We start from the raw sequence: 14,488 nt of genomic DNA on the forward strand, positions 1-14,488 counted from the left end.
GTCATGAGCCCATGTACGGCGCCGCGCATGGCGGCCAACTGTTGCAGGATGGGGGCGCAGTCGCTGCCTGCCGCGACGGCTTTCTCCAGCGCCTGCGCCTGCCCGCGAATGCGGCGCAGGCGGGTGATGGCGCGCTGTTTGTCTTCCGGCGAGTGGGGCATGGCTCCGGTGTTCTTATTAGTACTGGGTGGTAGTATAAGTTGATGGCTGTTTACTGTCGCGCGGAGAAGGTCTAAAAGGGGCTTTTACTGGAGGGGGGTATATGCTGGGGCTGCCATCCGTGGGCGTGCGAGAGGGCCGGGCCATGCTGGTGGAGGCCAGCTACAGCAGCCACTCCACGGGCAGAATGCCTACCAGCCAGACCAGAAGGCTGCGCGCCAGGCTCATGTCTGGCTCGGTGTTGTAGACCGGGGGCGGATGGCCGACCCCGCTGTGCCAGCGCAATTGCCCTTCTTTTTCATCCAGCACGACGCGGTAGGCCATGGCCGGAATTTGCGTGGCGAAGCCCTGTTCGATTTGCGTAGCCAGCGCGGGGCTGTCCACGACGATGCCCATTTCCGTGTTCAGCGCCGCCGAGCGCGGGTCGAAGTTGAAGGAGCCCACGAACACCCGCTTGCCATCCACCGCCATGGTCTTGGCGTGCAGGCTGGAGCCACTGCTGCCAAGTGCTGGAAGGGCGAATTTCTGTCTCTCGTCGTCAGGGACGTATCTCGGGGCCGTCCGGCGCAATTCATACAGCTCCACACCGTGGCGCAGCAACGGCGGGCGGTATTTGGCGTAACCCGCATGCACCACTGTCACATCGGTGGCTTGCGCCGAGTTGGTCAGAACGCGCACCTGCACGCCCTTGTCACGCAGGGCTGCGATGGCCTGAACCCCCTCTTCCGTAGGAATAAAGTAGGGCGAGACCAGATTCAGGGAATGCTCTGGCTCGCCCAATGCGTCGCGGATCTGCGTCCCGATCAGTTGGCGCGCTTGGGTTGTACCGAGTGCCTTGGCCGGGTCATCGCTCACCAGGCGCGCGGGCACCCATTCCATGGGCAGCTGTGCCTGGACCAGGCGCTGAATGAAAGGGGTTTGGGTGACTGCATCGCGGTAGTCGCGCGCCTGCGCACTTTCCAGCAGCGTATGTCCCTGAGCGCGCAGGCCTTGCAGAGACAGCGAGGCTGGACGGGTGACGATTTGCCCGACCGGGTAGGAGACCGTACTGGCCCAGTAGCGGTCGAAGTCTTTGGAGACCGCCGGTACGATCGCACCGACTGCCAGCAGGTCCAAGTCGGCAAATAAAACGCCGTCAGTGGCCCCAAAGTACTCGTTACCCACGTTGCGTCCACCCACGATGGTGGCCTGGTTGTCTGCCGTGAACGACTTGTTGTGCATGCGCCGGTTCAGCCGGAAAAAATCTGTGGTGTAGCCGAGGGGCTTGGGCCAGCGCAGCGTGAAGGGGTTGAACAGGCGGACCTCGATCAGCGGGTGGCTATCGAGCGCAAGCAAGGTGTCGTCAAGACCTTCCGTTCCTGCATCGTCCAGCAGCAGCCGCACGCGTACCCCGCGATCAGCCGCCAGTATGAGTTCGTGCGCGAGCAGGTCGCCTGTTTTGTCGCCGCGCCAGATGTAGTACTGGATATCGAGGGAGCGCTGAGCCATGCGTGCCATCAGTGCACGCGCTGCAAAGGCCTCCTTAGCGTCGAGGAGCGCGTAAAAGCCGGTGAGGTCCGGGGTAGCGCCCGCCTGCCGCCGGAGTGCGTCTACTCCCTTGCCCAGCGGAGTGCTGGCAGTTTCGGCCACCTCCAGCCCCTGGCTGGTAGTGCGTTCCTGGGGTGGGGGAAGGCCGCATCCCGAAAGCAGCAGGCTCAGCGCAAGGGCGCAGCAGGCAAGTAAACATCTCATGGCGGCATCGGGAGAGCGGTGCAGCGGTGGAGTGTGCCACTGGAACATAGCGTTTTCACCTCGCAGGTGCACGTCATCAAAGTGGAGAAATCCAGTGTTCATAGGGCTCTCCAAAAAGAAGCAAGCGGTCAACGGCTGTTTCCAGGTTGAAGCGCCTGCATACATCGTTGCGCGCGCCTGTAAGGTGTTGTGCGCTGCAGTCATGGCCGCACCATGAAAAAAGCCCGCAGGCAGAGCATGCGGGCTTTTTTGAAGCGACAGGCGGCGTTCTGCGCCGCGTCCGATCAGCGGTTGGCCAGAGGCGGAACGTCGCGGCGCACGGAGCCGGTGAACAGCTGGCGGGGGCGGCCGATCTTGTACTCGGGGTCGCCGATCATTTCGTTCAGCTGGGCGATCCAGCCCACGGTGCGGGCCAGGCTGAAGATCCCGGTGAACAGGTTCACCGGGATGCCGATCGCGCGCTGCACGATGCCGGAGTAGAAGTCCACGTTCGGGTAGAGCTTGCGCTGCACGAAGTAGTCGTCTTCCAGGGCGATCTTTTCCAGTTCCTTGGCCAGCTTGAACAGCGGGTCGTTTTCCAGGCCCAGCTCGGCCAGCACTTCATTGCAGGTCTCTTGCATGAGCTTGGCGCGGGGGTCGTAGTTCTTGTACACGCGGTGGCCAAAGCCCATGAGCTTGACGCCGGAGTTCTTGTCCTTGACCTGCTTGATGAAGTCGCCGATCTTTTCCACGCCGCCTTGGGCCTGGATGTCGTACAGCATGTTCAGGGCTGCTTCGTTGGCGCCACCGTGGGCTGGGCCCCAGAGGCAGGCCACGCCCGCAGCGATTGCGGCGAACGGGTTGGTGCCCGAAGAGCCGCACAGGCGCACGGTGGAGGTCGAGGCGTTCTGCTCATGGTCTGCGTGCAGGATGAAGATGCGGTCCAGCGCGCGCTCCAGCACGGGGTTGACCTTGTACTCTTCGCAGGGCGTGCCGAACATCATGCGCAGGAAGTTGCCTGCGTAGGACAGGTTGTTCTGCGGGTACATGTAGGGCTGGCCCATGCCGTACTTGTAGGCCATGGCGACCAGGGTCGGCATCTTGGCGATCAGGCGGATCGCGGCGATCTCACGGTGCTGCGGATTATTGATGTCCGTGCTGTCGTGGTAGAAGGCCGACAGGGCGCCCACCAGGCCGGTCAGCACGGCCATGGGGTGCGCGTCGCGGCGGAAGCCGCGCAGGAAGAACTGCATCTGCTCGTTGACCATGGTGTGGTTGGTCACGCGGCTGGTGAAGTCGGCCTTTTGCGCCACGTTCGGCAGGTCACCGTACAGCAGCAGGTGGCAGGTTTCCAGAAAGTCGCAGTTTTCAGCCAGCTGTTCAATGGGGTAGCCGCGGTACAGCAGTTCGCCCTTGTCGCCATCGATGTAGGTGATGGCGGACTGGGTGGCTGCCGTAGACAGGAAGCCGGGGTCATAGGTGAACATGCCCGTCTGCGCGTACAGCTTGCGGATGTCGATGACATCCGGGCCAATGCTGCCCTGGTAGACCGGCAGGTCCACGCTGGGGCTGCCATTGCTGAAGGACAGGGTGGCTTTGTTGTCAGCTAGCTTCATTGTTACTTTCCTTGGGTAGGTTGCCGATAGTGATCCGGTCTTGGGCGTGCTTGTGGGAGGTGTCAGGCCTGCAGGGCCGTGGGGGTGCCACCGCTTTGTCTCAGCATGCCGAGCACTTCGCGTGCTTCTTCTGTGTCTTGCTCGCCTGCTGGCTCGCGCCGCTGCAGCAGCAGGTCCAGGAGGTCGTTGTCCGCCAGGTCCATCAATGCGCGCATGCCTTGCGCGTGGCGTTGGGTCAGCGACGATTCGTAGCGGGTGAAGAACTGTTCGATGAACAGGTCGTTCTCCAGCAGGCCGCGCCGGCAGCGCCAGTGCAGCTTGCTCAGTTCACGCGCGTCCAGCAGCGGCGAGGCCGCTGCTGGCGTGATCGTGGTGGATGGGGCGGATGTGGATTCCATGGCCTGGCGCTCAGCAGGGTTGGGCTGGCTCAGACGGCGCGGCGCACCATCAATTCCTTGATCTTGCCAATGGCCTTCGTGGGGTTCAGGCCCTTGGGGCACACGTCCACGCAGTTCATGATGGTGTGGCAGCGGAACAGGCGGTACGGATCTTCCAGGTTGTCGAGGCGCGCACCGGTGGCGTCGTCGCGGCTGTCGGCGATGAAGCGGTAGGCCTGCAGCAGACCGGCCGGACCCACGAACTTGTCGGGGTTCCACCAGAAGCTGGGGCAGCTGGTGGAGCAGCTGGCGCACAGGATGCACTCATACAGGCCGTTGAGTTCTTCGCGCTCTTCAGGGCTTTGCAGGCGTTCCTTCTCAGGCAGCAGGCCTTCGTTGATCAGGTAGGGCTTGATCGAGTTGTACTGCTTGAAGAACTGCGTCATGTCCACGATCAGATCGCGGATCACTGGCAGGCCGGGCAGGGGCTTCAGAACAATCGTGCCCTTGAGGGTGTTCATGTTCGTGAGGCACGCCAGGCCGTTCTTACCGTTGATGTTCATCGCGTCGGAGCCACAAACGCCTTCACGGCAGGAGCGGCGGAACGACAGCGTGGGGTCTTGTTCCTTGAGCTTGACCAGGGCATCCAGCAGCATGCGTTCGTGGCCGTCGAGTTCGATCTCGATGGTCTGCATGTAGGGCTTGGCGTCCTTGTCCGGATCGTAGCGGTAGATTTGGAATGTGCGCTTTTGCATGGTTCTGCTCTCGTGGGGCTACTGTTTAGAACGTCCGGACCTTGGGCGGCACGCTGTCCACCGTCAGGGGCTTGAGGTTCACTGGCTTGTAGGTCAGGCTGTTGTCGGCGCTGTGCCAGAGGGTGTGCTTCATCCACTCGGCGTCGTTGCGGCCCAGCGGTGCCGTAGGGTGGTCGGCAGGCTGTTCGTAGTCGTACACCGTGTGGGCGCCACGGCATTCTTTGCGGGCAGCGGCCGACACCATCGTGGCCTGGGCCACTTCGATCAGGTTGTCCACTTCCAGCGCTTCGATGCGCGCGGTGTTGAACACCTTCGACTTGTCCTGCAGCGTGACACCGGCCACGCGGGTGCGCAGCTCGGCAATCTTCTTCACGCCTTCGTCCATGCTGGCCTGGGTGCGGAACACGCCAGCGTGTTGCTGCATGGTGGCGCGGATGTCGCCTGCCAGGGCCTGCGAGTAGGTGCCGCCGGTGGATTTGTCGAGCTGGTTCAGGCGCTCCAGCGTGCGGTCGGCCGCATCGGCTGGCAGGGGCTTGTGCTCCTTGTTCTTGTTGTTGAACTCGACGATGTGGCGGCCGGCAGCCTTGCCGAACACCAGCAGGTCCAGCAGCGAGTTGGTGCCCAGGCGGTTGGCGCCGTGCACGCTCACGCAGGAGCATTCACCCACCGCGTACAGGCCGTTGACGACCTGGTTGTTGCTGCCGTCGTGCGTGACGACCTGGCCGTTGATGTTGGTGGGCACGCCACCCATCTGGTAGTGGATGGTGGGCACCACAGGGATCGGTTCCTTGGTGATGTCCACGTTGGCGAAGTTGACGCCGATTTCGTACACCGAGGGCAGGCGCTTGTGAATGGTGTCGGCGCCCAGGTGGTCGAGCTTGAGCAGCACGTAGTCCTTGTTGGGGCCGCAGCCACGGCCTTCCTTGATTTCCTGGTCCATCGAGCGGGACACGAAATCGCGGGGGGCCAGGTCCTTCAGCGTGGGCGCATAGCGCTCCATGAAGCGTTCACCGTTGCTGTTGAGAAGGATCGCGCCTTCGCCACGGCAGCCTTCGGTCAGCAGCACGCCCGCGCCGGCCACGCCGGTGGGGTGGAACTGCCAGAACTCCATGTCTTGCAGCGGGATGCCGGCACGGGCCGCCATGCCCAGGCCGTCACCGGTGTTGATGAAGGCGTTGGTCGATGCGGCGAAGATGCGGCCTGCACCACCGGTGGCCAGCAGCACGGTCTTGGCTTCCAGAATGTACAGGTCGCCGGTTTCCATTTCGAGGGCCGTTACACCGACCACGTCGCCGTCGGCATCGCGGATCAGGTCTAGGGCCATCCACTCGACGAAGAAGTTCGTCTTGGCCTTCACGTTCTGCTGGTACAGCGTGTGCAGCATGGCGTGGCCGGTGCGGTCGGCTGCAGCGCAGGCGCGTTGCACGGGCTTTTCACCATAGTTGGCGGTGTGGCCGCCAAAGGGGCGCTGGTAGATGGTGCCGTCGGGGTTGCGGTCGAACGGCATGCCGAAGTGTTCCAGCTCCACCACCACGTTCGGTGCTTCGCGGCACATGAACTCGATGGCGTCCTGGTCGCCCAGCCAATCAGAGCCCTTGATGGTGTCGTAGAAGTGGTAGTGCCAGTTGTCCTCGCTCATATTGCCCAGCGATGCGGACACGCCACCCTGGGCTGCCACGGTGTGGGAGCGGGTCGGGAACACCTTGGACAGCGAGGCCACGTTCAGGCCTGCACGGGAGAGTTCAAGCGCAGCGCGCATGCCGGAGCCGCCGGCCCCGACGATGACGACGTCGAATTTGCGCTTGGTGATGTTAGCGTTGGTGTAGCTCATTGTTGTTTGCCTTCAGTCGCGGGGATCAATCAGAGACGCCACAGAACCTGGATACCCCAGCCGGCGCAGCCGACGAGCCAGACGATGGTGAACACCTGCAGTGCCAGGCGCAGACCCACGGGCTTGATGTAGTCCATCAGGACTTCGCGCACACCAACCCAGGCGTGCCAAGCCAGCGAAATGATCACCGTGAAGGTCAGTACCTTCATCCATTGGGCCGAGAAAATGCCGGCCCATTTGTCATAGCCGATAGGGCCTTTGGAGAAGATCACCTGGGCAAGCAGCGCCAGGGTGAACAGGGCCATCAGGACTGCCGTGACGCGCTGGCTGAGCCAGTCGCGCAGGCCATAGTGGGCGCCGACGACGACGCGCTTGGAACCGTAATTGACGGACATGGGTCTTTCCTCTTGTGCGGCGGTGTTTGCTGCGGGATGGCAGCGGTCACCGCATTTTTTATGTGTTGCTATCGATCAATCAGTACAGGCCGAACAGCTTGGCGCCCAGCACCAGTGCCAGAGCGATGCTCACCGCGAACACGGAGAGGGCCGAGGTCTTTCCGAACTGTTTGTTCACGGCGCTGTGGCTCACATCCATCCACAGGTGGCGCAAACCGGCGCAGAAGTGGTGCAGGTAAGACCAGATCAGAGCCAGAGCCACAAGTTTGATGAACCAGCCTGGCACGAAGCCGATGCCGATGTTGAAAGCCGCCGTGAATTTGGCGAATGAGATTTCTGACGACACTGAGGTGTCGAACATCCAGATGATGAAAGGCAACAGCAGGAACATGATCAGCCCGCTCGCGCGGTGCAGGATCGAGACCCATGCCGCAGGGGTCATGCGGTAGGTGGTGAGGTCCTTGAAGGCATTGATGTTGCGGAATTCAGGCCGTTTTTTGGCAAGCTCGGTCATGTTGAGTGCTTTCGTGGATGTAACTTCTTTGTAATTCGGAGATGCAAAGAACGCAAAATTCTATTGCAACGCAACAATAAAGGGTTTGGCCCCGCCGTAATTTTCGACGTGAATGCTCGGGTGCCAGCCTGCTGTCAGCTCAATTCATTACGGTAATGGTGGGTATCGGTAAGGTAGAGCCCCCTGCGTAACTCCATGGGAACATCGTTGTAGGTGTAGGCAATCCGCTCCACGCTCAAAAGAGGCGTGGCGGGCGTGATCTGCAGCAGTTGCGCCTGCTCCGCTTCGGGCAGCACGGCACGGATCTTTTCTTCGGCACGCACCATGCGTACACCGAAATCCAGCTCGAACATGGCGTAGGTGGGTCCCTGGTAGTTGGCCAGCTGCTCGGCTGTGAGGCCCTTGAAGGCTTGTCCTGGTAGCCAGATGTCCTCCAGGATTGTCGGTACCCCGGCAAACGACAGGATGCGCCTTGCTTGCATCACGGCGTCGCCGCTGCGCAGGGCCAGGGTGCGCGCCACATCGGCGCTGGCGCGCACGCGGCGGCAATCGATCACGCGGCGCTGGGCCGGGCCTTCAACCCGGGCGTCGCCAGTGTCGGGCAGCAGTTTCAGGAAGCGGTATTGCACATGCTGCTCGGCGTGGGTGGCCACGAAGGTGCCCTTGCCCTGGCGGCGCATGACCAGGTTCTCGGCGGCGAGCTCGTCGATGGCCTTGCGCACCGTCCCTTGGCTCACCCTGAACCGGGCGGCCAGCTCCATTTCGCTGGGGATGGCTTCGCCGGGCTTCCATTCGCCCTGCTGCAGACTTTGCAGGATCAGCCCCTTGATCTGCTGGTATAGCGGGCTGAACGCCGGCGTGGTGGCGCCCGCAGCGCCAGGGGGCGTGGCGGGGGTGTCGGCGGCGAACGGCAGGGATGACATGGCGGGTGGCGCGTGGTTTGTGGTGTGGCGCACCGGATGCCACATGACAACCGGACGACAAACGGGTTGCAATCATATCTTATATAAGACATAAGACAAATTGACCGAGGCGTCCAATCGGGGGTAAACTCCAAGGCTGTTTTGCGGGGCACGGGCTGCTGGTAACAGGCGCTGGTGCTTGCGTTGCACACACACCTGTTTTCCTTACTTCCCTGGAGTTCTCATCATGAGCAAGAAGCCTGTTCGCGTAGCCGTCACCGGTGCCGCTGGTCAAATCGGTTACGCCCTGCTGTTCCGTATCGCCTCCGGCGAAATGCTGGGCAAGGACCAGCCGGTCATTCTTCAGTTGCTCGAAATCCCTGACGAAAAGGCCCAGAACGCGCTCAAGGGCGTGATCATGGAGCTGGAAGACTGCGCGTTCCCCCTGCTGGCCGGCATCGAAGCCCACAGCGACCCGCTGCAAGCCTTCAAGGACACCGACTACGCGCTGCTCGTGGGTGCCCGTCCTCGCGGCCCCGGCATGGAGCGCGCCGACCTGCTGGCTGCCAACGCCCAGATCTTCACCGCCCAGGGCAAGGCCCTGAACGCCGTGGCTTCGCGCAACGTCAAGGTGCTGGTGGTTGGCAACCCCGCCAACACCAATGCCTACATCGCCATGAAGTCGGCACCTGACCTGCCAGCCAAGAACTTCACCGCCATGCTGCGCCTGGACCACAACCGCGCTGCCTCGCAACTGGCCGCCAAGACCGGCACCAAGGTGGGCGACATCCGCAAGCTGACCGTGTGGGGCAACCACTCGCCCACGATGTACGCCGACTACCGTTTCGCCACCACGAACGGCCAGTCCATCAAGGCACTGATCAACGACCAGGTCTGGAACGCTGAAACCTTCCTGCCCACCGTGGGCAAGCGTGGTGCTGCCATCATCGCCGCTCGCGGCCTGTCGTCGGCTGCTTCGGCTGCCAACGCCGCCATCGACCACATGCGTGACTGGGCCCTGGGCTCCAGCGGCGAATGGGTCACGATGGGCGTGCCCTCGAACGGCGAATACGGCATTCCTGCAGGCATCGTGTTCGGCTTCCCCGTCACCACGGAAAACGGCGAGTACAAGATCGTCGAAGGCCTGGAGATTGATGCCTTCTCGCAAGAGTGCATCAACAAGACGCTGGCCGAACTGCAAGGCGAGCAAGACGGCGTCAAGCACCTGCTGTAAACAAGCCTGGTGAACGCAATGCAGCCGACGCCCATGGCTTCGGGCCTTCGGGCCGTCCCGGCCCCTGTTCAGGGGCAGGGCGCTGCGCTCTCTTCTGCCCTGCCTTCCGGCAGCGCGCATCCAAGGGATGTGCTGCTGGGTGCGCAGGCGCAGACCGGATTCCTGCCCGTGTGCGACCACTACAGCGGTGTGGAAGCACGCATGCGCAAAAGCCTGCAGCTGCAGGCCGAGATGGCACAGGAGATGGGCACCTGCGTCTTTGACGTGACCCTGGATTGTGAAGACGGTGCCCCGGTCGGTTTCGAGTCCGACCATGCACGGCTGGTGGCCAGCCTGGCGCTGGGCGCCGCGCCTACGGCCCGCGTCGCCGCCCGCGTGCATGCCGTGGACCACCCTGCATTTGCCAATGATGTCGCCACGATCGCGGGTGAAGCAGGCCACAGGCTCTGCCACATCATGGTGCCCAAGGTCGAATCCCTGGACGACGTGCTGCAGGTGGAGCGTGCGCTGGAGCGCGCCTCGGCACCCCAACTTCCGATCCACGTGCTGATTGAGTCCCCCGCTGCCGTGCATCGGGCCTTTGACATTGCCTCCCACCCCCGGGTGCAGAGCCTGAGCTTTGGCCTCATGGACTTTGTGTCGGCCCATGGCGGTGCGATCCCGGCCCAGGGCATGACCTCGGCCGGGCAGTTTGCCCACCCGCTGGTGGTGCGCGCCAAGCTGGAGATTGCCGCCGCCTGCCATGCCCACGGCAAGGTGCCCTCGCACTGTGTGGTGACCGAGTTCTCCGACACCGTGGCCATGCAGGGTGCGGCCCGCCGTGCTGCGCAGGAGCTGGGCTACACCCGCATGTGGAGCATCCACCCCTCACAGATACGTCCCATCCTGCAGGCCTTTGCGCCGCAGCAGGACGATATCGACAATGCTTCAAAAATAATATCGGCCGCCGCTCAATCTGATTGGGCTCCCATCAGCTTTGAAGGCGTGCTGCATGACCGCGCCAGTTACCGTTTTTACTGGCAGATCCTTGAGCGCGCCCACCACACCGGGCGCGCGCTTTCCCCGTCTGTGCGCCCCTGGTTTGGCGCATCGGCGGTTGTTCCATCGTGAACCGCCTTCCTGAACACCCCTACGCAGGACTTTCCATGAAATCCATTATTGCCTCCGCTCTCCTGTTTCTGGCCCCGGCCATGGCCCTGGCCCAAACCGGCTCGGCCCAGCCTGCGGGCAAGCCCGAAAGCAAGACTGCGGCAGCCAAGCCCGCCGCAAAACCCGCACCCAAGACGGCAGCCAAGTCCGAGGTCAAGCCCACCAAGGCTGCAGCTAAGGAGCCCGCAGCCAAGAAGACAGCAGTTGCCAAGGTCGAGCCTACCAGCAGCCGCACCCAGCTGAAAAGCGCCACCAACCAGGTGGCTGCAGGCATCATGGCTGCAGAAGCAGCGCTCTCGCCTGCCGAGTTGGCCATCGCCGAGCGCGTGCACACAGGCCGTATGCCCTGCGAGCTGGGGGCTTTTGTCACGGTGACGGCCGACGCAGCCACGCCCGGTCACTTCCATGTGGAAGGCAAGGGCTTCAAGTACTTCATGTCGCCCGTGGCCACGACCACCGGCACGGTGCGTCTGGAGGACCAGAGGGGTGGTGCCGTCTGGCTGCAGATCGCGAACAAATCCATGCTGATGAACCAGAAGCTCGGCCAGCGCCTGGCTGATGAATGCATGAGTGCTGAGCAGGTGGTAGTCGCCGAAGCCATCAAGAAGAACCCACCAGTGAGTGTTCTCGAACCCCTGCCTGCGGCCAAGTAGTCCGCTCGCTTTTCTGCGCCACTGCCCCCAGAAATCCACGAACCCCTTGTGTGTGCTGGCGTGAGGGCCCTTGAGACCCTTGCAGCCTGGCAAACCGCCCCACTTTAGAACGCAACCGGAGAAAAATGATGTTGAAAGCCTACCGTGACCATGTGGCCGAGCGTGCCGCTCTGGGCATCCCACCGCTGCCCCTGGATGCCAAGCAAGTGGCCGACCTGATCGAACTGATCAAGAACCCACCCGCTGGTGAAGATGCCTTTCTGCTGGACCTGCTCACGCACCGCGTGCCCCCGGGTGTGGACGATGCCGCCAAGGTCAAGGCCAGCTTCCTGGCCGCCGTGGCACATGGCGACGTGAAGGTGGGCCTGATCTCCAAGTCCAAGGCCACTGAACTGCTGGGCACCATGGTGGGCGGCTACAACGTGCACCCTCTGATCGAGTTGCTGGACGATGCCGAAGTGGCCGGTGTGGCTGCCGAAGCGCTCAAGAAGACGCTCCTGATGTTCGACTTCTTCAACGACGTCGCCACCAAGGCCAAGGCAGGAAACGCCAAGGCCCAGGAAGTGATGCAGAGCTGGGCCAATGCTGAGTGGTTCACTTCGCGCCCCGAAGTCGACAAGAAGATCACCGTCACCGTGTTCAAGGTGCCCGGCGAAACCAATACCGACGACCTGTCGCCCGCACCCGATGCCTGGAGCCGTCCTGACATCCCGCTGCACTACCTGGCCATGCTCAAAAACACCCGTCCCGACGCGGCTTTCAAGCCCGAAGAAGACGGCAAGCGCGGCCCCATGCAGTTCATCGATGACCTGAAGAAGAAGGGCCACCTGGTTGCCTACGTGGGCGATGTGGTGGGCACCGGTTCTTCGCGCAAGTCGGCCACCAACTCCATCGTCTGGGCCACCGGCCAGGACATCCCCTTCGTGCCCAACAAGCGCTTTGGTGGCGTCACGCTGGGCGGCAAGATCGCTCCCATCTTCTTCAACACGCAGGAAGACTCGGGCTCGCTGCCGATCGAAGTGGACGTGTCCAAGCTGGAAATGGGCGACGTGATCGACGTGCTGCCCTATGACGGCAAGATCGTCAAGAACGGCGCCACCGTGGCCGAGTTCCAGCTCAAGAGCGACGTGCTGTTCGATGAAGTGCGCGCCGGCGGCCGCATCAACCTCATCATCGGCCGCTCGCTGACGAGCAAGGCCCGCGAATTCCTGGGCCTGCCAGCGTCCAACGTGTTCCGCCTGCCCACCGCCCCCGTGGCGACGAATGCCGGCTTCACGCTCGCGCAGAAGATGGTCGGCCGTGCTGTGGGCCTGCCCGAAGGCCAGGGCGTGCGCCCCGGTACCTACTGCGAACCCAAGATGACCACCGTGGGCTCGCAAGACACCACCGGCCCGATGACCCGCGACGAGCTGAAGGACCTGGCCTGCCTGGGCTTCTCGGCCGACCTGGTGATGCAGTCCTTCTGCCACACGGCCGCTTACCCCAAGCCCGTGGACGTGAAGACCCACCGCGAACTGCCTGCGTTCATCTCCAACCGCGGCGGCGTGGCCCTGCGTCCTGGCGACGGCGTGATCCACAGCTGGCTCAACCGCCTGCTGCTGCCTGACACCGTGGGCACCGGCGGTGACTCGCACACGCGTTTCCCCATCGGCATCTCCTTCCCCGCAGGCTCCGGCCTCGTGGCCTTCGGCGCCGCCACCGGCGTGATGCCGCTGGACATGCCTGAGTCCATCCTGGTGCGCTTCAAGGGCGAAATGCAGCCCGGCGTGACCCTGCGCGATCTGGTGCACGCGATCCCGCTGTACGCCATCAAGCAGGGCCTGCTGACGGTGGCCAAGGCTGGCAAGATCAACGCCTTCTCGGGCCGCATTCTCGAAATCGAAGGTCTGCCAGACCTGAAAGTCGAGCAAGCCTTCGAGCTGTCCGACGCATCGGCCGAGCGCTCTGCCGCTGGCTGCACGATCAAGCTCAACCCCGAGCCGATCAAGGAATACCTGACCTCGAACATCGTTCTGATGAAGAACATGATCGCCGACGGTTACGCCGACGCCAAGACGCTGCAGCGCCGCATCGAGAAGGTCGAAGCCTGGCTGGCCAAGCCCGACCTGCTCGAAGCCGACAAGGACGCCGAGTACGCCGCCGTGATCGAGATCGACCTGGCCGACATCAAGGAACCCATCGTCTGCTGCCCCAACGACCCGGACGACGCCAAGTTCCTGTCCGAAGTGGCGGGCACCAAGATCGACGAAGCCTTCATCGGCTCGTGCATGACCAACATCGGTCACTTCCGTGCCGCAGCCAAGCTGCTGGGCGGCCAGCGCGACATCCCCGTCAAGCTGTGGGTGGCACCGCCCACCAAGATGGACGAGAGCGAGCTGATCAAGGAAGGCCACTACGCAGCGTTCGGCACGGCCGGTGCGCGCACCGAAATGCCCGGCTGCTCGCTGTGCATGGGCAACCAGGCGCAGGTGCGTGAGGGCGCGACGGTGATCTCCACCTCCACCCGCAACTTCCCCAACCGCCTGGGCAAGAACACCAACGTGTTCCTGGGCTCGGCCGAGCTGGCCGCCATCGCCTCGCGCCTGGGCTACCTGCCTTCGCGGGAGGAGTACCTCAAGGAAATGGGCGTGATCGATGCCGACAAGGCGAGCGTCTACCGCTACATGAACTTCGACCAGATCGAAGAGTACGCAGAAGCCGCCAAAGGTGCGGCGGTTGCGTCCTGCTGACGTGCAGCGGATGCCTGGATGGTGGTGTAGACCGCCTCCGGCCTAGACAAAACACGGCCCTTCGGGGCCGTTTTTTTGCTTCTGGTGCCGTTCTTCGTCTCTTGGCCGTGAAGGCAAAAATGTGACAGTCACGGTTTTGTCATGAAACCGTTCCTATGCTCCGGCCACAACAACAATAAAAAGAAAGAGAGGCATGCATGGCATCCATGGTGGGTCGGGCAGGGGCGCTGCTTTTCACGGCCATATTTGCGGTCGGTTTTGGCCTTGGCGGTTACTGGGCGGGCTTGCGGCCTTTGGCCCAGACCCTGCAGGCAGCGTGGCAGGTGCGCAGCTGGGTGGCCGTGCCAGCGCAGGTGCTCCAGGCGGACCTGCGGCAGCGGCGGGGCAGTGAAGGGGGCATCACCTACGCGCTGCAAGCACGTTACCGCTATGAATTCGGCGGTGCCCGGTACGAGGGCACGCAA

14 protein-coding genes are annotated in these 14,488 nt (G+C 63.0%); 5 read left to right on the forward strand and 9 right to left on the reverse strand.

Going from position 1 to position 14,488, the window contains the following annotated elements:
* The 9 genes from DBR12_RS20935 to DBR12_RS20975 form a co-directional block, all read right to left on the reverse strand.
* A partial coding sequence (locus DBR12_RS20935; RefSeq protein ID WP_146185593.1) for a metal-sensing transcriptional repressor occupies window positions 1-161 on the reverse strand: 161 nt, incomplete at its 3' end.
* 160 nt (window positions 162-321) lie between these two features.
* Complete coding sequence (locus DBR12_RS20940; protein WP_108618995.1) at window positions 322-1,890, reverse strand: phospholipase D family protein; 1,569 nt, start codon at window positions 1,888-1,890, stop codon at window positions 322-324.
* A gap of 284 nt (window positions 1,891-2,174) precedes the next feature.
* On the reverse strand, window positions 2,175-3,485 hold the full coding sequence (locus DBR12_RS20945; protein WP_108618988.1) for a citrate synthase: 1,311 nt from the start codon (window positions 3,483-3,485) through the stop codon (window positions 2,175-2,177).
* Between the two features lie 62 nt (window positions 3,486-3,547).
* The gene (locus DBR12_RS20950) at window positions 3,548-3,883 is read right to left on the reverse strand and encodes a succinate dehydrogenase assembly factor 2 (RefSeq protein WP_108618989.1); all 336 of its coding nucleotides are present in this window, start codon (window positions 3,881-3,883) and stop codon (window positions 3,548-3,550) included.
* 29 nt (window positions 3,884-3,912) lie between these two features.
* Window positions 3,913-4,617: a succinate dehydrogenase iron-sulfur subunit gene (locus tag DBR12_RS20955; RefSeq protein WP_094287180.1), complete on the reverse strand. Its 705-nt coding sequence runs from the start codon at window positions 4,615-4,617 to the stop codon at window positions 3,913-3,915.
* A 25-nt stretch (window positions 4,618-4,642) separates the two neighbouring features.
* Window positions 4,643-6,448, reverse strand: coding sequence for a succinate dehydrogenase flavoprotein subunit (gene sdhA, locus DBR12_RS20960; RefSeq protein WP_108618990.1), 1,806 nt, complete (start codon window positions 6,446-6,448; stop codon window positions 4,643-4,645).
* A gap of 29 nt (window positions 6,449-6,477) precedes the next feature.
* Window positions 6,478-6,843 carry a succinate dehydrogenase, hydrophobic membrane anchor protein gene (gene sdhD / locus DBR12_RS20965; RefSeq protein ID WP_063462847.1) on the reverse strand — a complete coding sequence of 122 codons (366 nt, stop codon included), beginning with the start codon at window positions 6,841-6,843 and terminating at the stop codon, window positions 6,478-6,480.
* Between the two features lie 79 nt (window positions 6,844-6,922).
* Window positions 6,923-7,357, reverse strand: a complete 435-nt coding sequence (gene sdhC / locus DBR12_RS20970) for a succinate dehydrogenase, cytochrome b556 subunit (RefSeq protein ID WP_108618991.1) — start codon at window positions 7,355-7,357, stop codon at window positions 6,923-6,925.
* 134 nt (window positions 7,358-7,491) lie between these two features.
* Complete coding sequence (locus DBR12_RS20975) at window positions 7,492-8,280, reverse strand: GntR family transcriptional regulator (protein WP_108618996.1); 789 nt, start codon at window positions 8,278-8,280, stop codon at window positions 7,492-7,494.
* A 226-nt stretch (window positions 8,281-8,506) separates the two neighbouring features.
* Between DBR12_RS20975 and DBR12_RS20980 the strand changes: the two genes are divergently transcribed.
* The 5 genes from DBR12_RS20980 to DBR12_RS23345 form a co-directional block, all read left to right on the forward strand.
* Entirely contained in the window at window positions 8,507-9,493 is a 987-nt protein-coding gene (locus DBR12_RS20980) for a malate dehydrogenase (protein WP_108618992.1), read from the forward strand.
* 33 nt (window positions 9,494-9,526) lie between these two features.
* Complete coding sequence (locus tag DBR12_RS20985) at window positions 9,527-10,603, forward strand: CoA ester lyase (protein ID WP_233245007.1); 1,077 nt, start codon at window positions 9,527-9,529, stop codon at window positions 10,601-10,603.
* Window positions 10,604-10,638: 35 nt separating this feature from the next.
* Window positions 10,639-11,295, forward strand: a complete 657-nt coding sequence (locus DBR12_RS20990) for a hypothetical protein (RefSeq protein ID WP_108618994.1) — start codon at window positions 10,639-10,641, stop codon at window positions 11,293-11,295.
* A gap of 128 nt (window positions 11,296-11,423) precedes the next feature.
* On the forward strand, window positions 11,424-14,024 hold the full coding sequence (acnB, locus tag DBR12_RS20995; protein ID WP_108618997.1) for a bifunctional aconitate hydratase 2/2-methylisocitrate dehydratase: 2,601 nt from the start codon (window positions 11,424-11,426) through the stop codon (window positions 14,022-14,024).
* A gap of 197 nt (window positions 14,025-14,221) precedes the next feature.
* The coding region (locus tag DBR12_RS23345) for a DUF3592 domain-containing protein (RefSeq protein WP_233245008.1) at window positions 14,222-14,488 on the forward strand (267 nt) is incomplete at its 3' end.

Source organism: Acidovorax sp. HMWF029, from assembly GCF_003060895.1.
In the GTDB taxonomy this organism is placed as follows: Bacteria; Pseudomonadota; Gammaproteobacteria; order Burkholderiales; family Burkholderiaceae_C; genus Acidovorax.